20 protein-coding genes and 1 tRNA gene are annotated in these 23,392 nt (G+C 45.1%); 5 read left to right on the top strand and 16 right to left on the bottom strand.

The genetic code is table 11. The annotated features are described in order from the left end of the window. Positions 1-4 precede the first annotated feature (4 nt). Positions 5-850 carry a GNAT family N-acetyltransferase gene (locus MHI32_RS20350; protein ID WP_340010689.1) on the top strand — a complete coding sequence of 282 codons (846 nt, stop codon included), beginning with the start codon at positions 5-7 and terminating at the stop codon, positions 848-850. A gap of 94 nt (positions 851-944) precedes the next feature. On the opposite strand, the gene MHI32_RS20355 is transcribed toward MHI32_RS20350, so the two are convergent. From MHI32_RS20355 to MHI32_RS20370, 4 genes are all read right to left on the bottom strand, one after another. Continuing rightward, a complete protein-coding gene (locus MHI32_RS20355; RefSeq protein ID WP_340010690.1) occupies positions 945-1,712 on the bottom strand; it encodes a hypothetical protein in 768 nt (255 codons plus the stop codon). Position 1,713: 1 nt separating this feature from the next. Then, positions 1,714-2,166, bottom strand: coding sequence for a flavodoxin (locus MHI32_RS20360; RefSeq protein WP_076127609.1), 453 nt, complete (start codon positions 2,164-2,166; stop codon positions 1,714-1,716). A gap of 171 nt (positions 2,167-2,337) precedes the next feature. Next, on the bottom strand, positions 2,338-2,703 hold the full coding sequence (locus MHI32_RS20365; protein ID WP_036685723.1) for a VOC family protein: 366 nt from the start codon (positions 2,701-2,703) through the stop codon (positions 2,338-2,340). A gap of 85 nt (positions 2,704-2,788) precedes the next feature. Next, positions 2,789-3,619: a helix-turn-helix domain-containing protein gene (locus MHI32_RS20370; protein ID WP_340010693.1), complete on the bottom strand. Its 831-nt coding sequence runs from the start codon at positions 3,617-3,619 to the stop codon at positions 2,789-2,791. 231 nt (positions 3,620-3,850) lie between these two features. Here MHI32_RS20370 and MHI32_RS20375 point away from each other — a divergent pair, with 231 nt between their 5' ends. After that, the gene (locus MHI32_RS20375) at positions 3,851-4,714 is read left to right on the top strand and encodes a class I SAM-dependent methyltransferase (protein WP_340010694.1); all 864 of its coding nucleotides are present in this window, start codon (positions 3,851-3,853) and stop codon (positions 4,712-4,714) included. A gap of 3 nt (positions 4,715-4,717) precedes the next feature. Continuing rightward, entirely contained in the window at positions 4,718-5,464 is a 747-nt protein-coding gene (locus MHI32_RS20380; protein ID WP_076127603.1) for an RluA family pseudouridine synthase, read from the top strand. A 765-nt stretch (positions 5,465-6,229) separates the two neighbouring features. On the opposite strand, the gene MHI32_RS20385 is transcribed toward MHI32_RS20380, so the two are convergent. The 6 genes from MHI32_RS20385 to MHI32_RS20410 all read right to left on the bottom strand — a co-directional run bounded on the left by MHI32_RS20385 (position 6,230) and on the right by MHI32_RS20410 (position 14,529). Next, on the bottom strand, positions 6,230-6,661 hold the full coding sequence (locus MHI32_RS20385) for a MarR family transcriptional regulator (RefSeq protein WP_076127601.1): 432 nt from the start codon (positions 6,659-6,661) through the stop codon (positions 6,230-6,232). 192 nt (positions 6,662-6,853) lie between these two features. Continuing rightward, positions 6,854-9,295: a DNA gyrase subunit A gene (gyrA, locus tag MHI32_RS20390; RefSeq protein WP_340010696.1), complete on the bottom strand. Its 2,442-nt coding sequence runs from the start codon at positions 9,293-9,295 to the stop codon at positions 6,854-6,856. 177 nt (positions 9,296-9,472) lie between these two features. Next, positions 9,473-11,455, bottom strand: coding sequence for a DNA topoisomerase IV subunit B (parE, locus tag MHI32_RS20395; RefSeq protein ID WP_076127597.1), 1,983 nt, complete (start codon positions 11,453-11,455; stop codon positions 9,473-9,475). 169 nt (positions 11,456-11,624) lie between these two features. Continuing rightward, a complete protein-coding gene (locus MHI32_RS20400) occupies positions 11,625-12,614 on the bottom strand; it encodes an ABC transporter permease (protein WP_036685819.1) in 990 nt (329 codons plus the stop codon). Further along, positions 12,607-13,587 carry an ABC transporter ATP-binding protein gene (locus tag MHI32_RS20405; protein ID WP_036685707.1) on the bottom strand — a complete coding sequence of 327 codons (981 nt, stop codon included), beginning with the start codon at positions 13,585-13,587 and terminating at the stop codon, positions 12,607-12,609. Before MHI32_RS20405 ends, MHI32_RS20400 begins: the two co-directional genes overlap by 8 nt. Before the next feature lie 102 nt (positions 13,588-13,689). Next, positions 13,690-14,529, bottom strand: a complete 840-nt coding sequence (locus MHI32_RS20410; protein ID WP_076281445.1) for a GDSL-type esterase/lipase family protein — start codon at positions 14,527-14,529, stop codon at positions 13,690-13,692. A gap of 239 nt (positions 14,530-14,768) precedes the next feature. Between MHI32_RS20410 and MHI32_RS20415 the strand changes: the two genes are divergently transcribed. Beyond that, a tRNA-Lys gene (locus MHI32_RS20415) sits at positions 14,769-14,841 on the top strand. Positions 14,842-14,974: 133 nt separating this feature from the next. Here the strand turns inward: MHI32_RS20415 and MHI32_RS20420 are convergent. The 3 genes from MHI32_RS20420 to MHI32_RS20430 form a co-directional block, all read right to left on the bottom strand. Then, on the bottom strand, positions 14,975-15,691 hold the full coding sequence (locus MHI32_RS20420; RefSeq protein ID WP_036685704.1) for a CAP domain-containing protein: 717 nt from the start codon (positions 15,689-15,691) through the stop codon (positions 14,975-14,977). Positions 15,692-16,003: 312 nt separating this feature from the next. Next, a complete protein-coding gene (locus MHI32_RS20425; RefSeq protein ID WP_340010697.1) occupies positions 16,004-17,968 on the bottom strand; it encodes a WG repeat-containing protein in 1,965 nt (654 codons plus the stop codon). Between the two features lie 99 nt (positions 17,969-18,067). Then, on the bottom strand, positions 18,068-18,343 hold the full coding sequence (locus MHI32_RS20430; RefSeq protein ID WP_340010698.1) for a hypothetical protein: 276 nt from the start codon (positions 18,341-18,343) through the stop codon (positions 18,068-18,070). Positions 18,344-18,843: 500 nt separating this feature from the next. Between MHI32_RS20430 and MHI32_RS20435 the strand changes: the two genes are divergently transcribed. Further along, a complete protein-coding gene (locus tag MHI32_RS20435) occupies positions 18,844-19,020 on the top strand; it encodes a hypothetical protein (protein WP_340010700.1) in 177 nt (58 codons plus the stop codon). Between the two features lie 408 nt (positions 19,021-19,428). Here MHI32_RS20435 and mglC read toward each other — a convergent pair whose 3' ends face one another. The 3 genes from mglC to MHI32_RS20450 form a co-directional block, all read right to left on the bottom strand. Beyond that, complete coding sequence (gene mglC / locus MHI32_RS20440; protein WP_076127586.1) at positions 19,429-20,436, bottom strand: galactose/methyl galactoside ABC transporter permease MglC; 1,008 nt, start codon at positions 20,434-20,436, stop codon at positions 19,429-19,431. Positions 20,437-20,529: 93 nt separating this feature from the next. Beyond that, positions 20,530-22,041, bottom strand: coding sequence for a sugar ABC transporter ATP-binding protein (locus MHI32_RS20445; RefSeq protein ID WP_076302735.1), 1,512 nt, complete (start codon positions 22,039-22,041; stop codon positions 20,530-20,532). Between the two features lie 145 nt (positions 22,042-22,186). Next, positions 22,187-23,257: a galactose ABC transporter substrate-binding protein gene (locus MHI32_RS20450; protein ID WP_094903385.1), complete on the bottom strand. Its 1,071-nt coding sequence runs from the start codon at positions 23,255-23,257 to the stop codon at positions 22,187-22,189. Positions 23,258-23,392 lie beyond the last annotated feature (135 nt).

Below are 23,392 nucleotides of genomic sequence, written 5' to 3' on the forward strand. Positions count from 1 at the left end.
GGGTTTGACGACTGCCGACACTTTTAAGAATATTGAGGAATTACAACAACGCTGTGAGCAATATGAAGGAATTTCATTAAAACTGAATTGGGATATGCTCCGCCAGCCATCAAGCGCAGGTGATACGGAATGGCTCGTGACTTATGAGGACGAATTACTGGTCGGTTTCTTGGGACTCTATGGTTTTGGAAGCGATATGGAGGTCTGTGGCATGGTTCGGCCAGGCTACCGTCGACGCGGAATCTTCACCTCTCTGTGGAACCGAGCACAAACCATAATCAAGCGCAATAAAGTCTCTACTCTTCTTCTAAATGCACCCGCCGCTTCTTCATCTGGAACTGCTTTCCTGCAAACCTTGCCTCTGCAGTTCAATCACGCTGAATATCAAATGAAATGGGATGGCAATTCCATGGTGTCATCTGATGTCAGCTCAGCAACAGGGACTGTCGTCTTACGGCCAGCTCGTGAAGAAGAGGCACACATTCTGGTCGAACTGGATTGTGGAGGTTTTGATATGAAGACAGAAGATGCTGCAGAGCAGTATGAGTTGCACAAACAGGAAGGTATGCAAGAGAATATTATGATCGAGATGGACGGCAGGCCTGTTGGGAAAATGCGAGTGTGGACTGAAGATAATGAATCCTGGATCTATGGATTTACAGTCGACAAAAGGCTACGTGGGCTTGGCATTGGCCGCAGCGCCCTTCTTCAGACCATCGAACGAGAGCGCAAAAATTATAATGGTGTAAATCTGGAGGTCGCACTGGATAATCCCAATGCACTTAAGCTGTATGAGAGCTGCGGCTTTGTCATTCAGAATAAACAGGATTATTACCGATATATCGACTAATCCCCAGACCTACTCTTGAGATTTTAATAAAGCAGTCACAATAAGACCTCCTTACTTGCTGGTGTTCTAACCTGCAGATAAGGAGGTCTATTTATTATAGTAAATAATTCGCTTCGCCTCTCTCATTTCTACGATCGCTGCAGCTTAAGGAACCGTCAGCTAACACTTCCCGCTCAAGATATACGGATAACAGACGCACATAATCCAGTGACTCCATAATCGAGATTGCCTCTCCATCAAAGCAGTATTTACGTCCATCCAGCAGCGAGAAAACTTCCACGGTCTCCGCTGGCTCACCATAAGCATGATGGCAAAAAACATTGGCCATATGCATAAATCCAGTGATGATATCCTCATTGCCATTAACCATAAATTTCTGAATGTTCACGCTTCGGCCACTTTTTGAAGAGTTCCAAGCCAGCTGCGTAATCATCGATAACTCCAATTTCAGCGCTGGAACTGGGACATGCCACTGTTCATATAACATCACTGGAATCTCCTGTAGATGATTGCTTGAAACGATACGCATAAGCTCATCAGCTACACTCGTTTTGATATCCCAATATTGCAAAAGGGAGGGAAAAGCATCTCCCCTAGGAGGCCATCGGCGTTCTAACAGAAATTGTATAGGTGTCTCTCTTCGCACTTCCGGCAACAGACTATAGAAGTCATTAAGTGTATGCCCCACAGCATATTGAACCTGCTGACGCCAGCGTGGGAGCCCCGTCGCTGGAGCTCCGCTAGCTAAATTCTCAGTCCCGCCCAGCATAATATGCTCCATGCGATAATCGTGCAGCCGTTTATACGGAGGGATATGTACATCCCTTGGTTTGTTAAACCAACTTCCCACTGGCCCACCCATCTTAGGTTACCGCCATACAGGCTTCAATGAATTGACGTCCGAATTGACGGCAGGCTTCTTTTTCGGCAGCATTAGGGCCATACTCAATCTTTAGGCTATCTTGCAAAATGACTGCTCCACGCTCCTTTAGCTTCTCCTCGATAACATCCACTGCCCCACAATAAATGGCGTAGCCTGTATCTCCACTACCAAAAACTGCTGACTTCATAGCAGTCAAATCAAGTTCATCCATCTCCTCATAGAAATCAAGAGATTCATCCGGCAACTCTCCGTCTCCCCAAGTGTATGCCCCTAGCAGAACGCCTTCATATGATTTTATCTCAATCGCATTACATTCAGTGACCGACTTCAAAACAGCCTCACCGCCTGCTTGGCGTATTCCTTCTACAATCAATTCAGCCATTTCCTCAGTGTTGCCAGTTAAACTAGCATATGCCACAAGCACTTTAGCCATAAACTCCTGTTCCTCCCCTACTAACACCTTAAATTTAAATCATATACGCTTCACCTCATTCTATTTGATAATGATTATCATTGTCAATAAATAAAGTTAAAAAAACGCAAACTCCCCGTTATTACACACGGTTGAGGTTTGCGCTCCGTCTCATTTTTCTTAAAAAGAAGCTTAATAAGCACCTTCCAGCAAGGTTATGTGATTCCCATCAGGATCACGAAAATTCATTTCTTTACCGCCATATTCCATCGTAACAGGTGGCTGACAATCCAGTCCCTTAGCTTTCAACTGCTCGTATGTCTCATCCAGATTATCACAGCCGAATACTAAATTAACAAAACCTGTCGTAAGATTTTCCCACTTTGCAGCATCCCAAATAATAATTCCCGGCTGTTTCTTGTCAAAACCAAGCTTTGCCCCGTCGAAATTACCGTAACCTTCGAAAGGCATAGGAATTCCTAGTACCTCCGTATAAAATTTAGCTGACACCGCAGTATCTTTAGTGTAAATGTTAGTCCCTTCAAAAGACGAAATCATAACTTGTCCCCTCTCATTCTCATAATATGTCTCATTTCTTACTTGGGTTTAGTCTAACAAGGTTGACACGCTTTGTATTGCAAAATTACGACATTCTTCGGTCTGCATAGACCAAGGCTTCAAGTGGGGTTCTTCCTGCATATTTTTTGAAATTATTGATAAAATGGGACTGGTGACTGTAACCATACGCGAAAATAAGATCCTGCATATTCTTCGTCTGCCCAGGTAAATGACACATCTCCCGCCATACATTCTGAAACCGCACGAGATCTGCTGTTTTTTTGGGCGATACACCTATATATTCTTGAAAAAGCCGTTCAAGTTGTCGTCTGCTTAAATTAGAACTGGTCTCCAAATCCTCTGCGGTCACAATCCCTTTTTGTTTAACCATAGTATAGACTGCGTTCATCATCCGATCGTTAGTCCGCCCTCTACGCTCAAGACGACGAAGCAGATAGGCTTCAGCGGCTGCAATCCTTTCGTCCATCGAGTTTACTTTCTCCAATAGATGACCAAGCTCTTTTTTAAAAGTGCCAAAATATTGTTCTACATCGACATGTACGTTCAAGACATTCCGCAGATGATCATCTGCAAAAAAATGAACCGCCCAGAAATGAAATCGGATACCAAAGGTTGAACTCCCCCCTGACTTTCTGTCTGAAGAGACTTCAAATGGAGTGTCATTAATGCCGGAGAAAAAAGTGTTTGTATTGCCTGATTCTCTATCCAAATCCCAAATAATATCCATACAGGTGTCCGGAATTATTGTCTCCGTCTCAGGTTGTTGTATAGACTCCACATCTACAGAACCCCAAAAACAGCGAATAAACGGCTGCAAGGCATGGCTGGGCAGAAACTCACTAGTGTGGTTGGGTTTTGCAGTTATAGGGAAATACAGCGGTGAGAGATTAAACATAGCTTTAGTTCTCCGATCGTAAATAGGGTAAGAACTCTACTATCTGATCATACACAATCAAGTCATGAAGCACCAGTTGAAAAGCCGCATAAGTATGGGAATATTATACACCTCATTAGCATTGGACAAAATAATTGGTGAAGCTGGCTGAGGCGTAATTTGTTTGTAGCAATCAGGTGAAATGTTGTACAATAAAGGCTAAATGAATTTTTTTGAAGGATGGATTAAATCATGTATATAGCGAGCGATTGGAAAGACTATGAAGTAATTGATACAGGCGGTGGAGAGAAGCTCGAACGCTGGGGCGATATTATCTTGCGTCGTCCTGATCCACAGATTATTTGGCCTCTAAATAATGAGACCGCTAAATGGCGTGATGTGCACGGACATTATCACCGTTCCTCCGCTGGTGGCGGACAATGGGAAATGAAAAAAACCATTCCGGACGATTGGAAGATTAGCTATGGTAAATTAAAATTCCACTTACGTCCTACAAACTTCAAGCATACAGGACTATTCCCGGAACAAGCAGCCAACTGGAGCTGGATGATGGACAAGATTGCAGCGGCTAACCGTCCAATCTCAGTGCTGAATCTTTTTGCTTACACAGGTGGAGCTACTGTGGCAGCGGCGAGTGCCGGTGCGTCTGTCGTTCACGTGGATGCAGCCAAAGGTATGGTGCAGTGGGCGAAAGAAAACGTTCAGCTGTCTGGTCTTGGAGAACGTCCAGTCCGCTTTATCACGGATGATGTATTCAAGTTCGTACAACGTGAACAACGCCGCGGCAGTAAATATGACGCGATTATTATGGACCCTCCTTCTTACGGAAGAGGACCTGGTGGAGAAATGTGGAAGCTTGAATCAAGCTTGTATCCTTTCCTTGAGAGCTGTATGGAGATTATGAGCGACAACCCTTTGTTCATGCTCATTAATTCCTACACCACAGGAATTTCTCCAACTGTACTGCGCAACATGTTGTCTATGACCATGGGCAAACGTTATGGCGGAAAACTTACCTCCGGCGAAATCGGTCTTCCGATCACCGCCTCCGGCATGAATCTGCCATGTGGTATCCTGGGTCGCTGGGAGGCGTAAGCCATGACACAGCATAGTTCCGGCAACAATGAGGCTGTAAGCGGCGGATCGCAACGCTTTGAAGTCTTGTACGAAGACAACCATCTTCTGGGGATTGTAAAACCCGTGAATATTCCTGTTCAGGAGGATGCAACAGGAGATCCTGACCTGCTGAACCTGCTGAAAGAAGATGTGAAGGAACGTTTCAACAAACCCGGCAACGTCTATATCGGTCTGGTCCACCGTTTGGATCGACCGGTTGGGGGAGCAATGATTTTTGCCAAGACTTCCAAAGCGGCTTCAAGACTATCCGAGAGTGTCCGTACTCACGGCTTTCATAAGGTGTATTTAACAGTCGTGCATGGTAAACCGCCAGCCACTCGTGGCCGTCTTACAGATACGCTGCTTAAAGACGCAAAGAGTAACACCGTCACTGTGGTTCGAAAAGGAACTCCCGGCGGCAAGGAAGCAATTCTGGATTACACAGTGCTTGACAGTGCAGAAGGATACAGCCTGCTTAAGATTGATTTACTTACAGGGCGTTCCCACCAAATTCGGGTGCAGCTGAGTTCGATCGGCTGTCCATTATACGGTGATCAGAAGTACGGGGCTTCAGTGAACAGACCGGGGCAACAAATTGCGTTATGGTCAGCACTTGTAGGATTCCCTCACCCTGTTACTAAAGAAGAAGTGGAACTCATCTCTCTGCCCCCACAAACCCATCCTTGGGATCTGTGGCCGCGTGAAACACTACAAAAAGGGCTGTCCTGAAGCAGCCCTTTTTAGGCAATGAAACGATAAAAACGAGGCAGTGACTCTCCGGTTAGTGGAGAATCACTGCCTTTTTTTTGTTTCTGCGTCTGCTACATGAACAGAAAATGGGAAGAGGGTCCACGTTGGAGTGTTCTTCCTAGCTCCGCACGAATGCTTAGTCCGATTATTCCAGCCGGGCATTGAATATCCCTTTGAGATTAAAAATCCCTTCGAGATTAAACATTCCTTCCACCTTCCAGCCTGAACTTAGCTAACGATCCACCGCTCTGTTTAGCGATGGATCAGCAGTGGTACAGTAGTGGATCAGTAGTGGATCAGCAGTGGATCCTAGATGGAATCTGAAATGAAAAGTAAGATAACTGCATTCTATACACTTATTCCAAATAAAAAAGCAATAGATCGGATTTTAAGTGTACTCTTTACAATTAAAAATCAGGGAAACTGCAAAAAGAGAAGTAAATCAAGAAAATAGTTGTATAAAATACAGTTATATTTCATCACTCGAGTAAATAGCAAACAATAGCTGTACAAAATACAACTAAATACATCTAGATGCCTCTAATTGCTCTAAAACACTCTAAACGCTTCTACATACTCTAAACGCTTCTACATACTCTAAATGCTTCTACATACTCTAAATGCTTCTACATAATCTAATGCTTCTACATACTCTAATGCTTCTACATACTCTAAATGCTTCTACATACTCTAAATGCTTCTACATACTCTAAATGCACTAGTGATACAGCCAAGCTATTTGCTTCAAGGTGTAGAACCCTCCGGTGTAGTTGTAACAACCATTTTGCCCATTAAGTAGAGCAGTAACTGTTGGTTATGAGAGGAGATCGGATCAAGCGCTTCCGCAAAAAAATCACTGCGGATCTTTAGACCCCGTGCAGTTTCTTCCATTCCAGTCTCCGTTATGCTTACCCATACAATCCGCCGGTCCGAAGCATCTCTTTCCCGCACAATAAGCTCATGCTTCTCCATCCGATCAAGTAACATCGTAACCGCTGCAGGACTGGTCGCCAAATGTGGAGCCAGATCAGAAGGCTTCATGGCGTCGCGTTCCTGAAGCAGTTCAAGTACAGTAAGTTGGGCATCCGTCAGCGTTGGAGCAAGATTACTGTCCATATGTAATTTATAATCTTTTAAAATCTTATGCCAAATTTTACTGAATTCAGAAGCATGCACACTTATTCCTTCCTTTCCTCGCGGTTCTATCCGGTATATCTACATTTTCGCGAAACAACTTCCATTTCCTGCAAACGAAGAAAAAATAAATCTGCCGGACCTTCAGCATAAAAAAATAAAAAACGACGCTTAGTCAACCCTCCAAAAGAGCGGACTAAACGCCGTTATAAAATCACTTGTTAATCGCTAGTTTTAATGAACTGATGGGAAAAGATTTATGATCTCATCCTTTTTCTCCACAGCTACAATCTGTTTGCCTGTAGAACGACGCTCGCCCAGCGGCGCTGATTCAGAGGAGAACGTATGGTGGGCATTCTCACGGGTAACGGCATTCAGTTCCAACGGCTCCTTGCAATAGAAAGCCCCTGCTAACCTGCTGCCATTTGGACGTATTCGTTTGCCTTCCTTGAATTCGAAGGTTGGCATTCCTTTGCCACCACGGCTTTGTGATGGATAATCCACAAGTAATGAACGTTTCGCATAACCAATATCAGAAATAGCAAGGATTTCGCCTTCATCTTCGCTGACCCAGAAGCAGGAAATCACCTCGTCGCCCTCGCGCAGCTGAATTCCTCTTACACCGGATGCAACGCGACCCATAGGGTTAACCTCATTCTCATGGAATCGGATACTCATTCCCTCACGGGTGACCAGCACAATGTCCTTGTCATTCGTACTAGAAGCCACTGTAATGATCTCATCACCCTCGGCTACCTTACAGGCCGCTACAGCTCCAGAACGGCTTGTAGAGTATTCCTTGAGCTCTGTACGCTTCACCTGACCCCGACGGGTGACAAACACAAGGCTCTGCTGCGGATCATCTAGATTATTCACCGGAATCACACTAACGATTCCATCTCCTTTAGACAATCCAATAACATTCACAATCGCTGTACCAGGCTCTTTCCATTTAAACTCCGGAATCTGGTGCACAGGAAGCAAGAAGTATTGCCCCTTGCGGGTAAATACCAGCAGACTGTCACGGGTATTTACATCCAGCAGCCTGACGATATGATCGCCTTCTTTGACGCCTGAGGTATGACGCTCCCCACCAGAACGGGTGAAGGAAAGCATACTAGTCCGCTTAATATATCCATCTGCTGAAAGAGCAACGAGCACCTCCTCCGCGTTGACCAGCGCTTCAAGGCTAACCTTGAGCTCCTCGACTTCGCCTTGGATCAGAGAACGGCGATCAATGCCGTATTTGTCGCGAATCTCCAGCAGTTCCTTACGAATTACAGCAACTAGCTTTTTGTCGCTATCCAAAATGCCGCGCAGATGTGTAATCTTTGCCATCATTTCATCTAACTCTTTCTGGAGTGAAGTGATCTCCAGATTGGTCAGACGATACAATTGCAAAGTAAGGATCGAATCGGCTTGGCGTTCACTGAAGCCGAACATCCATACGAGATTGTTCTGAGCATCCTGACGATTTTTCGAAGCTTTGATCGCAGCGATAACCTCATCCAGGATGTTTAGTGCTTTAACTAAGCCCTCTAAGACATGAGCACGGTCTTCAGCGCGTTCCAGATCGAACTGGGTGCGATGAGTCACAACTTCACGCTGATGTGCGATATAAGCTTCCAGGATGGCTTTTAGACCAAGCTGCTGAGGTGCTTTGTTAACAATAGCAACCATATTGAAGTTATAGGTGATTTGAAGATCGGTTTTTTTGAGCAGATACGCCAACACGCCTTGAGCATCAGCCTCTTTTTTGAGTTCGACTACAATCCGCAGTCCCTCACGGCCGCTCTCATCACGAACCTCGGCAATGCCATCGATCTTTTTCTCCAGCCGAATATTCTCCATGGAAGTAACCAGCCGTGATTTTACAATCTGGAATGGTACTTCCGTGATCACGATTTGCTGCTTGCCGCCCCGCATATTCTCAATCTCTGTTTTGGAGCGCAGGTAAATACGGCCTTTACCTGTGCGGTAAGCATCCATGATGCCGTCTCCGCCCATGATCGTGCCGCCTGTAGGGAAATCCGGACCTTTCATGAAGGTCATAATTTCTTCCAGCTCAATATTTGGTTTCTGCATCACTGCGATACAAGCGTCAATTACTTCACGCAGATTATGTGGCGGAATTTCAGTGGCAAAACCAGCAGAAATCCCACTCGTGCCATTTACGAGCAGATTCGGATACCGGGAAGGAACCACAACAGGCTCTTTGGCGGTATTGTCAAAGTTATCTTTAAACAAGACCGTCCGCTTCTCGATATCACGCATCATCTCCATTGCAATGGGAGACAGCCGTGCTTCTGTATAACGCATTGCCGCTGCTGGGTCATCGTCCATAGAGCCCCAGTTGCCGTGACCGTCAACTAGCACATGCCCCATCTTCCAAGGCTGTGCCATACGTACCATACCATCGTAAATAGAGGAGTCACCATGTGGATGGTAATTACCCATTACATCTCCGACAGTTTTGGCTGACTTGCGGTATGGCTTGTCAGGGGTGTTGCCGGAGTCGTACATCGCATAAAGAATCCGGCGCTGCACGGGTTTAAGTCCATCACGGACATCGGGGATTGCCCGGTCCTGAATAATATATTTGGAATACCGACCAAAGCGGTCACCGACGACCTCTTCCAGAAATGCCGGCAAAAATTGTTCTGATAAACTACTCACTTTGCTCACCTTCTGTTCCTCAAACTGCCCGTTTTAAAATAGTGTGGTGATTCTCAGGTACTTCAGAGCTTTTTGGAATTCCGGGCACTATCGCTCCTACTGTTCCAAAATTCCCCTAGGTCCCATAAACACCAAGCTCTTAGAAAATCGGGATTATCGTCACTTGCAGCACTGACATTACTCTACAATTTCGGTGAAATCGACATTTTCAACAATCCAGCGTTTACGTGGATCGACTTTGTCACCCATAAGTGTTGAAACACGGCGCTCCGCCTTAGCAGCATCCTCAATCTGTACCTGAAGCAGCGTACGCGACTCTGGATTCATCGTGGTCTCCCACAGCTGATCGGGGTTCATCTCGCCCAATCCTTTATAACGCTGAAGCTCGAAGTTTTTGCCGAATTCCTTTAAGTAATTTTGCAGCTCTTCATCACTCCATGCATACCTTACGGTCTCCAGCTTACCCGTTTTGCGGGTCAACTTATAAAGTGGAGGCTGAGCGATAAAGACCTTGCCTGCATCTAATAAAGGCTTCATATAACGATAGAAAAATGTCAGCAGCAGCACCTGAATATGCGCTCCATCGGTATCGGCATCGGTCATAATGATAATTTTAGAATAATTGCTGTCTTCGACGGTGAAATCCGGACCAATTCCAGCACCTATTGTAGAAATAATTGCTTTATACTCGTCGTTCTTCAGGATGTCCAGCAGCTTAGCTTTCTCCGGATTCATCGGTTTACCTTTTAGCGGCAATATCGCTTGAATCTTAGAGTCACGGCCTTGCTTAGCTGAACCACCGGCGGAATCACCTTCCACGATAAACAGCTCCGTACGTGTAACGTCCTTTGATTGTGCAGGAGACAGCTTACCGCCAAGATTCGAGCTTTCGCTGCGTTTCTTGCCTGTGCGGATCTCATCGCGGGCTTTACGTGCCGCTTCCCGCGCTTTCGACGCTTGAATCGATTTCTTCAGCAGGCTCTGCGCAACTTGTGGATTTTCTTCCAAGAAACGCGCCATATTTTCAGAAACGATATAATCTACTGCACTACGGGCGGAAGCACTGCCAAGCTGATCCTTCGTCTGTCCAACAAATTCAACCTCGGACATTTTTACACTGATGACAGCCATCATGCCTTCCCGCAGATCATTACCTTCCAGGTTTTTATCTTTTTCTTTAAGCAATTGCGTGCGGCGGGCATATTCATTTAATACACGAGTGTACGCAGTTTTAAAGCCGGTCTCATGTGTGCCTCCGCTGCGAGTTGGAATGGAGTTTACGAAGGAAGCCAAGGTTTCTGTGTAGCCTCCGTTGTATTGCAGAGCTACTTCTACCTCGATATCATCCTTTTCTGCACTGAAATGAATAACATCATGGAGAACATCCTTACCTTCGTTGAGGAACTGCACAAATTGACTGGCTCCACCTTCATAAAAGAACTCATCCTGACGGTTGCTCCGCTCATCTTGCAGTGTAATACGCAGACCGGAATTCAGAAAAGCAATCTCCTGAACCCGCTCTGCCAGCGTGTCATAATTCAGAGCAATTCCATTTGGGAAGACACGAATATCTGGCTTGAAAGTAATTTTCGAACCCGTTTTATTGGTGTTACCCAGAACTTCAAGACCAGTTACAGGTTCGCCAACATGCTCCTTGCCCTTCTTGTCCACCCAGTACTCAAACCGCTGCCGATGGATTTTGCCCTCACGATAAATCTCTACTTCGAGCCATTCAGACAAAGCGTTTGTGACAGAAGCCCCTACGCCATGCAAACCGCCTGATTTTTTATAACCCGATCCACCGAACTTACCGCCCGCATGCAAAATTGTAAATACAACTTGCGGGGTAGGTACCCCTGTCTTATGCATTCCAGTTGGGATCCCCCGTCCATTATCGCTAACGGTTACCGAGCCATCCTTGCGAAGCAGTATGTCAATCTTTGTACAATACTTGGCTAAATGCTCATCTACGGCATTATCTACGATTTCCCATACTAAATGATGTAGTCCTGAAGAACTCGTACTGCCGATATACATGCCAGGTCGTTTGCGTACTGCAACCAGACCTTCGAGCACTTGAATGTCGTCAGCATCGTATCCAGTACGGCCATTCTCGCCGTTATTAGAAACTTCAGCAAACATATCGATCTGTTCGAGCATTCATGCTCCTCCTTCTTTTCTCTATACTAAGAAGAAACGGCTTGGCCGTCCTTTTTGTTAAGAACGGTATCCGTTACTGCCAAAAACCTAAGGATAGAATATAACGTGAAATTATACTCTCCTATATTTCTAAGAAATGCAAACAAACGTTTTGGTCACTTTGTTCATTCTAATTCAAAATATCCCTTTTCGTAAAGACGGCGAATGAAATGATCACCGAAGCGGCCCCCCATACAGCCAGCACAGCCATGGAAAATGACAAGGACATCCCTTCAATGGGGGCGGGAGTACCAGACAAATAGCTGGTCAGTCCAAGATTTACCATAAATAAATATTTTGCTGTTGTCCAGGCAGAGGCCATATTGGTCAGTATACTACCTGCAATCAGCGCTGCCATCATAACTACTATACTCGCCGCAGTACTGCGAACAAGCACCGAGATCATGAACGCGAGCAGTGCAACCACTACGCTGACGAACCAAATCAAACCACCTTGCATAAGCATATATTTCCACTGGGGCACTGCATGTACAGTAGACATATCTAGCGAATCACCACTGATTTTAAAGCCTGTAAAAACAGGAATATTAAAACCTTTAAAACCAAAGGCGAGACCAGAGATAAAGTAACTGATTGCAAATGTGGAAAGTACGATAAGCGAGACAAACATTAGCAGTGCTGTCATTTTGCTAAAAAGCACCTTCCAACGCTTGACCGGCCTAGTCAACAGCATTTTGATAGTTCCGGTTGTCCTTTCGGCCGAGACCAAATCTGAGGCCACCGCCATAATGAGCAATGGAATAAATAATGTAACCGAATTATCCATAAATTCTCGGGTAAAGGTAACCCCGCTAGGTTCATTCGGATTAACGTCATGGTGAAGATAATACTGAAGCTGTTGTACAAATATTCGCCGATAAGTCTTCCATTCCTCTGGAATCCGGTCACTGCCCAGTGAATTTTGATTATCGATAATCTGCTGCTGGATCTCAAGCCGCCAATCGGAATTAAATTTCTCCCGACTCCGTTCGGCTGAACGCATCTGTGCATAGGTGAACATAGGCACCAGTACAATCAGAATCAGCAGTATAACATAAAACCGTTTCTTTTTTATAATCTTCAAGCACTCATTACGGATTAGCGGAAGCAAGTTACTCAACATTCTCACCCTCCGTTAGTTTCAAGAATAGCTGTTCCAGTGTCGGATTAATTTTATGCACAGCTCTCACCTCAATTTCAGCAGTAACCATTACGGCCACAATCTCGGGGATCAGATCCTGATCCATGATCGTTATTAAAGAATTGGGGCCCATCCCGGCAATAATTGAGTCATCTAATGTGACGTCTTCCAGTTTCTGAATTTGAATATCTGAACGATCAGCCAGCATTTCCCGGGCCTCAGCAAAAGGCTCCAGCTCCCAAAGTACATACGGCGAATTACGAGCGATCAGCTCATCTACCGCACCTACTGCCAATACACGCCCTTTACTAATAATCGCTACACGGTCGCAAAGAAGCTGAATTTCACTAAGCAGATGGCTCGATACGAACACCGCCAGCCCTTCATCCGCCAGCTTGCGAATGAATTCTCGCAGCTCTTTAATGCCTTTAGGGTCAAGTCCATTCGTCGGCTCGTCCAAAATAAGCAGCCGTGGACGTCCCAACAGCGCCTGCGCAATGCCTAATCGTTGTCTCATCCCAAGCGAGTATGTACTTACCTTATCATGTATCCGCTGATCTAATCGAACAATATCTACCACTTCGCTAATACGTTCATTGTCTACGCCAGGCTGCATCCGGGCAAAATGCTGCAAATTCTCCCACCCGGTCAAATAGGTATATACCTCAGGATTCTCAACGATAGAGCCTACATATTGCAATGCTTTTTCCGGATTTCGGTTCACATTGTACCCACATACTGTAATCTTGCCCTCAGTAGGTCGAATCAAATCCACAAGCATGCGGATCGTGGTCGTCTTCCCAGCCCCATTAGGCCCGAGAAAGCCGAAAATCTCCCCTTTTCTCACATCGAAAGTGACATCATCTATAATCCATTTTCGTCCTATTTTTTTACGTACCCCGTCCACAGACAAGACGACTGTGCCGGAGTCTTCACTATTCGCTTTTGTCATATTTAATTTAGCTCCTTGTGACTGTCATTTTCTCGGTTTGTACTTGCTCAAAGGGCATTTACCTACATGATCTTACTGCAAAATTTAACACTCACCTATATACTACTGCACAGCCTGTATGAACCGTTCTCCGATTCGCTGATAGCCATCACCATTAGGATGAAAATGATCGGTGGATAGATACTTGTCCAAATGTCTGTTAAACAAGTCAAACGTAGGAACCAAGGTCATGTTGCTATGCTCATTAATAATATCCATTGCCGTATGATTCCACTTCGTTACCGCTTGATTGCCTGGTGCCAGTAATTCTGGAATATCGCCAAAGGGATTATACAGCCCCATATAGTAAACTTGCGCATTCGGATTGATCTGTGAGATTTTATCGAGAATCTTCTCCAGTCTAGCTGCTGCTTCTGGCAGAGCGGCTAATAAAGACTCTGGAGTCAGCTCCTGCCCAGAGGTTGATGAAGTTGTGTTGCCCTGTTGCGCCCCATTATTCTCAAGAATATCCGAATCCTTAAACAGATCATTTCCTCCGACGGATAACAAAACAACATTCGACATGCGCAAGGCATACTCCACACCATCTTCGTTCAGTTTGCTTAACAGCCCCGCAGTAGTCAACCCGTTAATCCCCATATTGCCTAAAAAGTCTACTGTGACACCTTTTGCAGATAAACCAGTAACCGTACGCTTAACAAACCCTTCTCCGGTGTTATCACCGGTCCCCTTGGTAAGCGAATCCCCGAGCGCAACAATTTTGAGGAGCTTGACAGTCTCCGTCACCGGTGCGGCTGTTTGCTGAGGCAAGCTGCTCTCGGTAACCTCTCCGACCGGATAGATAATATCTTTAACCGCATAAACTAAACCAACCATCAAAACTATAGTTGTTACTATGGAAATCAAGCTGACGCTGCGCCATGTCCATTTCGAATCCTTCAAAGCTATCCCTCCGTATGCCGTTCTATTATGTATTGTTCCACAATTTACAAAGATCTTAACTATGTTACATAAACATAATTCTTCCATACAAGTTTTGCAAATGTCTAGCAAAGAAAAAAATCCCGCTGCTACAGTGTTTTTGCCGAAGAACGAGTGTGGACTTTTTTGAAAATAAAAAAATACTGGCTTTTTAATTAATGCCATTATATAATATTTACCGTTGACTCTTTAGACATTACGGGTTATTAGCTTAGCTGGTAGAGCAGCCGACTCTTAATCGGCAGGTCGCAGGTTCGACCCCTGCATAACCCATAGAGCTAGACAGAAGAAGTAAGGACAAGTTCCTTGCTTCTTTTTTTGTTGCATTTTTAATCTTCACCACACAAAAAAAACCGCTCCCCGACTTACATCGGAGAACGATTTCTTCCTGAAGCATCTACTCGTATTATTTACCAATAAACTCTTGAACCCAGTAATTATTATCATAGCCTACACCGATATAATTGAAGTTAGCATTCAAAATATTAGCGCGGTGACCTGGACTATTCATCCATGCCTTCATTACTTCCTCTGGTGTTTTTTGTCCCATTGCGATATTCTCACCTGCGGCTTTATAAGTGATGCCAAAGGATTTCATCATATCAAAAGGTGAACCATACGTAGGTGAAGTATGTGAGAAATAGTTATTCGAACGCATATCTGTAGCTTTTGTAGCGGCAACTTTGTGCAGGCTGTCCAATCCAGCTACAGGTGACAAACCAGCTGCTGCACGTTCTTTGTTTACCAGCGTTACGATTTGCTGAACATAGGTTCCTTTATTACTCACAGCACCTGTTGTAGTTGTATTATCTGTTGGCTTAGTTACAGTAGTTGTGTCTGCTGGCTTTGTAACCGGTTTTGTAGTTGTAGTTGTGGTCGTGTTGTCTTTGTTTGGTACTGTTCCAGTTTGCGGCTTAGTCACCACGATTGTGCTATTCGAAAAAGGGAATCCCTCAAGATTAGCTTGTTTAAAATATTGTAATATTTGCTCATAACTTGTGCCTTTTATTGTTACTGTCGATTCATTCGATGCCGCATTTGCTTCCAATGGAAGAGAAATACTAAGTGCCATAACAGCTGCCACGCTACCACCGATGATTGCTTTTAATGTCTTGTTCTTCAATCTGCCATCTCCTTTTTTCTTGCGTGTAATATATGCTTCTGCCTAGAGTGACCATCTACAAATGTTACAAAGTTGTAATTTGTTCCTCAGTCATTGTAGCATAAATCTCTCAAATGTGCGCTTCTAATTTTTTACATATAATAGTCTTGACTGTAAGATTTCCGATTCCTAGATACATTCGCTTTCTTCCGCTGTTTTCCTGCCTAAAAATACCATTTTACCTGTTATTCGCGAAAAAAAGCGAGAAAAAGCAAAAAAAGTCGCCCTCCCCGAAAGGACGGCAACTTCAGCAAACCTATGGATACCTGACGATTAATGGAACGATTGCCAGAACTCGCCCTCCGTAGAGATCAATCCCATGATTTCCGCATAAGGAATCCGGAAGGTTGGAAAACCTGCAGAATACGGAGCGATCTCATAAGGTGCGAAATATAGATACAACGCTTCATTATCTACAAAGAAGGGCTGATCCGAGGTAATTCCTTTATACGTATCCGGAAAAACATATGAATATTGTGGATCGTTCTCGATCTGTTTGCCCACAATTTTACTGAGCTTCTCCACATATCTGCTGCCTGGCTTGAACAAGTCCCCCAGCTTATAGAACCTGCCGCTGCGCAAATTAATATGCGGATAGATTTTGGTAGGCATTCCATGTGCTGCTCCAAAAGGAAAACGATACCCGGTCAGCTCCAGCACCAGCAGGTTTTTACGGAAGAAAGAGACTGAAAAATCACCATTATAACTAAAGTCCTGGGAAACCCCTCCACTCCCAACGTCTTCAGCAAGGGATAGCTTGCGCAGCTTATCGTTAACCTCTCGCGAAACTTCCGCACTTGCAATCCCCTCAACGACCGGATAATACACCAGATAATCCCTGTTCGGTTTGTATTTCTTCTCCACTACGGAATAGGGAGGTCTCAGCGGAATGACTCCATTTTGGCGCCAAACCTGTTTTCCCTGCCGATCATAATAAGATGTGCGTTGATCTACATCTGCTCTTATCAAACGTCCGCTAAGGGTGAGTGTTCCTGCCCCTGGAATAACTGGGGGCTGGGCTGCCTTTTTTCCACTTCTATCGATAAAATAGGTATCTTTAGCATCAAATACAGACGCCAATCCCTCCTGGTAATTGTTCACGCCAAGCAGGGTGTGATTGCTCAGGACCGCTCCCGTTTTCGCATCTGCAATTACGTAACGTGATCCGCGATAAGGCTGGCTGGGGAATACAGGCGTTCCTATGGCTACTCTGCCTTCACCTAGCTGCAATACTTCATAATATTTTGCCGGGATGATCATTTTTCCTTGTTTATCAATCAGCCCGTAGGCGTTGCCATAATTTTCAGCGGTATTCACCACCGCACGTCCCTCTGAAAAAGGTAAAGCAGAGGTGAATTGCGGCTGAATAGCTACAGAACCATCCGTATTTAAATAGCCATATTTACCGTTTTCAGTCGCTTGATAGGCTAGCAAACCTTCTCCCGGACTTCCAACGAAAGGATGGTTATACGTATGCAGAATGTTCCCATCCGGATCGATGAGCGCATACTCTCCTTCTTTGATTTTAACCAAAGCCACGCCGTTCATAAAATCATTGGCATCTACATAAATCGCGGGCAGCACCTCTTTGCCTTGCGCGTCCACATATCCATATAGCGATTGGCCGCCGGTCGTATTTTGTTTTGAAAATAGTGCTCGCCCCTCATGTAATGAGTTCAAATAATCATACCGGGCGGACGTCACTTCTTTGCCTTTTTCATCAATAAAAGTGTAGCCCTTGGCATCCGACACGACCGCGCGCTCTTCCGAAAAAGGCGCAATAAAAGAATAGATCGGCTTCACTCGTTCTCTTCCAGTGCTGTCAATCAGCCCGCTGTTATTTTTTCGCTGAACTACGGCAAGACCGTTCTTTTGAAAATCCTCAGCATATTCGTACCGGGGTTCAATCTGAACACGGCCCTCGTCATTAATATATCCCCAAAGTGTGCCCTCTTTGAGATTAAACGGCGCCGGATGCAGACCCGTGGTCCGCAGATCGTCCCCCACCCACTCCGGCAATAAGTATGGCGCCTCAAAAGGTTTATTAGAGTAATCTACACGATATAATCCCGCTTCTGCCGGAATCGTGACGAACAACTCCTCTTCCGTGCGTATGAAATCCTCATCCTGCTGAGTAATATATTCGTTCCAGCCAATGCCATCCCATTTCCATACATCCGCCTGTATCAGACCATTGTCATTCCCTTTCCCCAGCTCATTCAACCTAATCCTTAACATCCAGTCGCTCCCCTTTAACAAAGGCATTTGCCTATAGAATATGGGAGAACATTGGTTTATGTGCTTTTTGATCTTTGGGGTTAGGGGGAGAGGAGCATTCTAGGATAAAAATACCGTGTTTCCTCCATAGTTGCTCGTTTCGGCGAATTCTAGGGCATTTTTGCCTCTCTTTCCTCCACTGTAGCTCGTTTTGGCGTACTTTAGAGCATTAATGCCTCTCTTTCCTCCTCCGTAGCTCGTTTCGGCGTATTCTAGGGCATTAATGACTCTCTTTCCTCCACTGTAGCTCGTTTCGGCGTACTTTAGGGCATTAATGCCTCTCTTTCCTCCTCCGTCGCTCGGTTCGGCGTATTCTAAGGCATTTTTGCCTCTCATTCTTTCACGTTAGCTCATTTCAGCTAATTCTGCGGGATTTATACCGTTCTTTCTCCTCACATAGCTCAGGTCGCTAGTTCTACGGGATTTATACTGTTCTTTCGCCACACATAGCTCGTTTCAGCCAATTCTACGGGATTTATACCGTTCTTTCGCCCCACGTAGCTCGTTTCAGCCAATTCTACGGGATTTATACCGTTCATTCGGCCCACGTGGCTCATTTCAACTAATTCTGCGGGATTTATACCGTTCTTTCGCCCCACGTAGCTCGTTTCAGCCAATTCTACGGGATTTATACCGTTCTTTCACCTCACATAGCTCAGGTCGGCTAGTTCTACGGGATTTATACCGTTCTTTCGCCCCACGTAGCTCGTTTCAGCCAATTCTACGGGATTTATACCGTTCTTTCACTCATGGTGCTTCTGTTCTGTTACTAATATTAGTTTGTTGATATTGTTGGTGAGCTATGATGAATATGATGTGTTTTCGTGGTGCTCCTGATGGCGATGGTAGTGTTATTGCTGCTGATATTGATTTGTGGCGGTGATAGCGGTGTTGATCCTGATGATGTTGAGTGGAGTTTAATAGCCGTGTTTGTATTGATGATATTAATTGGTGATGGTAATGATGCTGTAGTAGTACCGTGGCGGTTATGGTGCAACTATTGGGTGGAGTAAGTCCTATTGGTGGAATATTAGATTTGATGGAGCAGGGGTGGCAATGTTGATTGAAGTTGGTGGTGGTAAGTAATGTTGATGTTAGTGTTGCTGGCGCTGTTTAGTCGTGGTGGCATTTTGGCGGGTAGTTTTAGTGGTATGTTTGTTTCATGTTGGTAGTAGCCATTGATGATCTGTGTGTTAGTGGTGGTGACACTATTTGGTCGTGGTGGCATTTTAGTGGGTAGTTTTCGTGCTCGTGCGTAGTTTTCCTATGCGAGGAGCAAGGGGGCGACGTTCAGTACTTATGAATTGGTACTTATGAACTGATTCTTACGAGTTGCTTATATCCGCAAGCGAAAATGGACAAACCAAAAAGCGTTTGCCATAAATAGCAAACGCTATAATCACCATACATTCCCCACACAACTACTTCTTCGAAGAATACTTCCGCATATCAAACGCGACCGCGGCGATGATGATCAGACCTTTGATAATCAACTGATAGTAAGGGCTGATGCCGATAAAGGTCAGGCCGTAGTTGATTAAGGTAAAGATAATAACACCGACCAGAACACCTGGCACTGTTCCGATACCACCGGTTGTGGACACCCCGCCCACGACGCAAGCAGCAATCGCATCGAGCTCATACATGTTACCATAGTTATTGGTTGCGCCACCTGTTCTGGCAGCCTCCAGCACACCCGCCAAACCATAAAGGGCTCCAGCAATCGCATAGATGTAGATCAAGTTCTTGGAAACATCGATGCCAGATACTTTAGCTGCCTGCATGTTACCGCCGATAGCGTACATGTTCTTGCCCAGCTTAGTTTTATTGAACACCACCCATACGATGGCGGCGACACCCAAGGCTATCAGCACGATATACGGGATTGAATATTGCCCCTTGCCGATAAACCCAGAACCGATTGTAGTGAAATCTGGACGCAGACCGCCAATCGGCTGTGATTGGTTGGGGTCCATGTCAAAGTACAAGGAATTCAAGCCGTAGACGATAACCATCGTACCCAGTGTTGCGATAAACGGCGGGACGTTCAGCTTGGAGACGACAATACCATTGACGAGTCCGCAGAGAAGGCCAGCGATAATAGCTATAAGGATCGGAAGCCACACTTGCACCTGCGGCAGATCAGGAAAAAAGCGCCGGGAATAATCCGGAATTTGCAGCATCGAAGCAGAGATTACCGCTGTAAAACCAACCACACGTCCAGCAGACAAGTCCGTCCCAGCTGTGATAAGGATGAAGGCAACACCAAGCGCGATGATAATCCGTGTTGACGACTGAATTAGAATGTCCCGTAAAGTATTTACAGAGATAAAGGCCGGCTCATATAAGGCAATACCCATAATTAGAATTACCAAGACAATATAAATAGCATTTTGAGTAATAAAAGATTGGGCTCTTTTAGCGTTCATTAGTAGTGTTCCTCCTTAAAGTTACGCGAAGAGTACTTCTCTTCGTAAACCAAATCTAGTTTCGCCCAGCAAAACTATCATTGAAATCCTATCCTAATGCTGTGCAGCGAGCCGCATAACTTCGGTTTCCGTAGCTTGCTCGCCTTCTAGTATTCCGGTAAGCCTACCCTCCGACATGACCATCACACGGTCAGACATTCCGAGCAGCTCCGGCATTTCTGAGGAGATCATAATGATGCTTTTCCCTTGCTGCGCCAAGTCGGCAATAATCGAATAAATCTCGAATTTAGCCCCTACGTCGATACCGCGAGTCGGCTCGTCCAGAAGCAGGATTTCGGGCTCGGTTAGAAGCCATCTGGCGAGCAGCACTTTTTGCTGATTACCACCAGAAAGATTCATGATCAGCGTTTTGGTTGTTGGAGTTTTGGTCCGTAATTTTTCAATCATTTTATCGACTTCTTCTTTTTTCTTTTTTCCATCTAGTAGAAGTAGTAGTTTCTGGTATCGATGCAGATTAGCGATTGCGCCATTTTCATGAACAGACAAGACTGGAAAAATACCAGTGACACGCCGTTCCTCCGTAAGCAAAGCCATTCCGTGTTTCTTAGCATCCTTGGGAGATTGGATATGAATGCGCTTACCATCGATAGAAATCGTCCCCGATTTGATAGCCCTCAGGCCGAATAATGCCTCAATAACCTCTGTTCTCTGAGCGCCTACCAGACCACCAATCCCTAAAACCTCACCTCGTCTTAATTCAAAAGAAACATCTTTAAACGATCTTTCTTCAGGGGAGGTTAATCCTTCCACCTTCATATATACTTCGCCAGGCACGTTAAAGCGTTCTGGGAATCGATTGGTCAAGTCACGGCCGACCATTTTGGAAATAATAAGATCTGTAGTCAATTCCACCGCTGGCCAGGTTCCGATTTTTTTACCATCCCGCATAATGGTAACCTCGTCAGAAATTTCGAGAATCTCTTCCATTTTGTGAGATATATAAATAATAGCTACGCCTCTACTCCTAAGGTCCCGTATGATTCGAAATAAATGCTCCACCTCCACACTGGTCAGGGAGGAAGTAGGTTCATCCATTACAATAACGCGGGAGTGAAAAGAGACAGCCTTCGCAATTTCAATGGATTGGATTTTGGATACAGACAGCTTACCCACTAATGTCTCGGGATTCAGATCGATATCCAGATCTTTAAACAAATTCTCCGTGTCAGTGTACATTTTCTTATGGTCAATAAACTGGAAAGGTCCAATCCCTTTGGTTGGGAAACGTCCTAACCAGATATTCTCCATCACACTTCGGAACGGCACGGGATGCAGCTCTTGGTGAATCATGGAGATCCCATTTTTCAAAGCGTCATTTGAGCTTCCGATAGAGGTCTTCTCACCCTCCAAAAAAATCTCACCGGCATCCGGTGAATAAATACCAAAGAGACATTTCATTAAAGTGGACTTACCCGCACCATTCTCGCCCATAAGGGCATGCACCGAACCTGGTCTGACCTTTAAACTAACTGCATCCAGCGCTTTGACGCCGGGGAATTCTTTAGTAATGTCATTCATTTCTAGCAAAAACTCAGCTTTTTCCATGTTGTTACGCCCCCTACGCTTTTTTCTTTTTTCATGAGAGGCACAGCGGTTCATCCTGTTCCCTGCCTGAAAGAAATCCGAGGAGCGAATATCCGCTCCCCGTTGCTGCCATATGATCATGAATTCCATCTAGATTAGAGCGTTATTATTTGGCGTCATCGATATTGTCTTTGGTGATCTTTTTATAGGAAATCCACACGTATTGGTTGTCTGTGATATCAAAGCCTACGTTATCTTTTGTAGGTGTTTCTCCTTTAGCAAGCAGAGCAGCAACTGTGATCGCAGCTTTACCTTGGTTGTTCGCATCATTCAGCACGGTACCAAGCATCGTTCCATCTTGTAGCGCTTGAATCGCAGGAGCAGTAGCATCTACACCTACTACAGGCATGAATTTATCACCCGTGAAGTAACCTGAAGCTTTCAGTGCTTCGATTGCACCGAGAGCCATATCGTCGTTGTTCGCAAGCACAGCTTCAATTTTGTCGCCATGGGAGCCAAGGAACGCTGCCATTTTTTCTTGCCCTTTTACGCGGTCCCACATCGCAGTATCTTCAGCCAGCTTTTCTACCTTGATGCCGGCATCTTCAATTGCTTGGATGGAGTAAGTAGTACGAAGCTCAGCGTCTTGGTGCCCCGGTTCGCCTTTTAGCATTACGTATTGAAGGACACCGTCGCCGTTTTTATCCGCTTCAGGATGTGCCTTCCAGTAGTCCACGATCAGTTGACCGGACATAGTTCCGGATTCTTCCGCTTTAGCGCCTACATAATAAACCTTATCCCATTTCTTCATATCTTCTGGCAGCGGCTCGCGGTTCAGGAAAACCACCGGAATATTTGCCGCTTTTGCTTTTTCGATAATAACGCCAGCCGCAGTACGGTCAACCGGATTGATCAGCATGCCTTTATATTTTTTGGTGATGAACAAGTCAACTTTGTCATTTTGTGTGGGTTGAGAATTTTGGCTATCTACGATATCTACAGTAGCAATGCCTTTGGCAGCAGTGTCGATTGCGTTACGAACACCTGTCATGAAGGTATCGTCAAATTTGTAAATGGCTACCCCTACTTTTGGCGTTTCAGTGGAAGAGCCCGCATTTTCAGTTTTTGGAGCGTTGGTAGCTTTACCACTGTCTGCATTATTGTTGCTATTGCCACAGCCTGCCAGGGCGGCACCCAGTATTGCGCTTGCTAAAAGAACGGAAGTGATTTTTTTCATTATTCATTGACCTCCTGTTTATACTTCTTTTTTTTGGTTTAACCCTGAATTCTCTCGGGCACATCCATATTATGCCTTAGGTGAAAACGGTTTCGAATATAAAATCCTACTCACTTTTATAAAAATTCTACTGAA

The organism is Paenibacillus sp. FSL H7-0690, from assembly GCF_037980415.1.
Taxonomy (GTDB): domain Bacteria; phylum Bacillota; class Bacilli; order Paenibacillales; family Paenibacillaceae; genus Paenibacillus_AQ; species Paenibacillus_AQ odorifer.

Coding starts and splice junctions, on each gene's coding strand:
- MHI32_RS20360 (WP_076127609.1), bottom strand. CDS start 2,166: ATGGCTAAAGTGCTTGTGGCATATGCTAGTTTAACTGGCAACACTGAG.
- MHI32_RS20425 (WP_340010697.1), bottom strand. CDS start 17,968: ATGTTAAGGATTAGGTTGAATGAGCTGGGGAAAGGGAATGACAATGGT.
- mglC (WP_076127586.1), bottom strand. CDS start 20,436: ATGAACGCTAAAAGAGCCCAATCTTTTATTACTCAAAATGCTATTTAT.
- MHI32_RS20355 (WP_340010690.1), bottom strand. CDS start 1,712: ATGGGTGGGCCAGTGGGAAGTTGGTTTAACAAACCAAGGGATGTACAT.
- MHI32_RS20370 (WP_340010693.1), bottom strand. CDS start 3,619: ATGTTTAATCTCTCACCGCTGTATTTCCCTATAACTGCAAAACCCAAC.
- MHI32_RS20445 (WP_076302735.1), bottom strand. CDS start 22,041: ATGGAAAAAGCTGAGTTTTTGCTAGAAATGAATGACATTACTAAAGAA.
- MHI32_RS20380 (WP_076127603.1), top strand. CDS start 4,718: ATGACACAGCATAGTTCCGGCAACAATGAGGCTGTAAGCGGCGGATCG.
- MHI32_RS20450 (WP_094903385.1), bottom strand. CDS start 23,257: ATGAAAAAAATCACTTCCGTTCTTTTAGCAAGCGCAATACTGGGTGCC.
- MHI32_RS20375 (WP_340010694.1), top strand. CDS start 3,851: ATGTATATAGCGAGCGATTGGAAAGACTATGAAGTAATTGATACAGGC.
- parE (WP_076127597.1), bottom strand. CDS start 11,455: ATGCTCGAACAGATCGATATGTTTGCTGAAGTTTCTAATAACGGCGAG.
- MHI32_RS20435 (WP_340010700.1), top strand. CDS start 18,844: ATGGCGATGGTAGTGTTATTGCTGCTGATATTGATTTGTGGCGGTGAT.
- MHI32_RS20405 (WP_036685707.1), bottom strand. CDS start 13,587: ATGACAAAAGCGAATAGTGAAGACTCCGGCACAGTCGTCTTGTCTGTG.
- MHI32_RS20365 (WP_036685723.1), bottom strand. CDS start 2,703: ATGATTTCGTCTTTTGAAGGGACTAACATTTACACTAAAGATACTGCG.
- MHI32_RS20430 (WP_340010698.1), bottom strand. CDS start 18,343: ATGAGAGGCAAAAATGCCTTAGAATACGCCGAACCGAGCGACGGAGGA.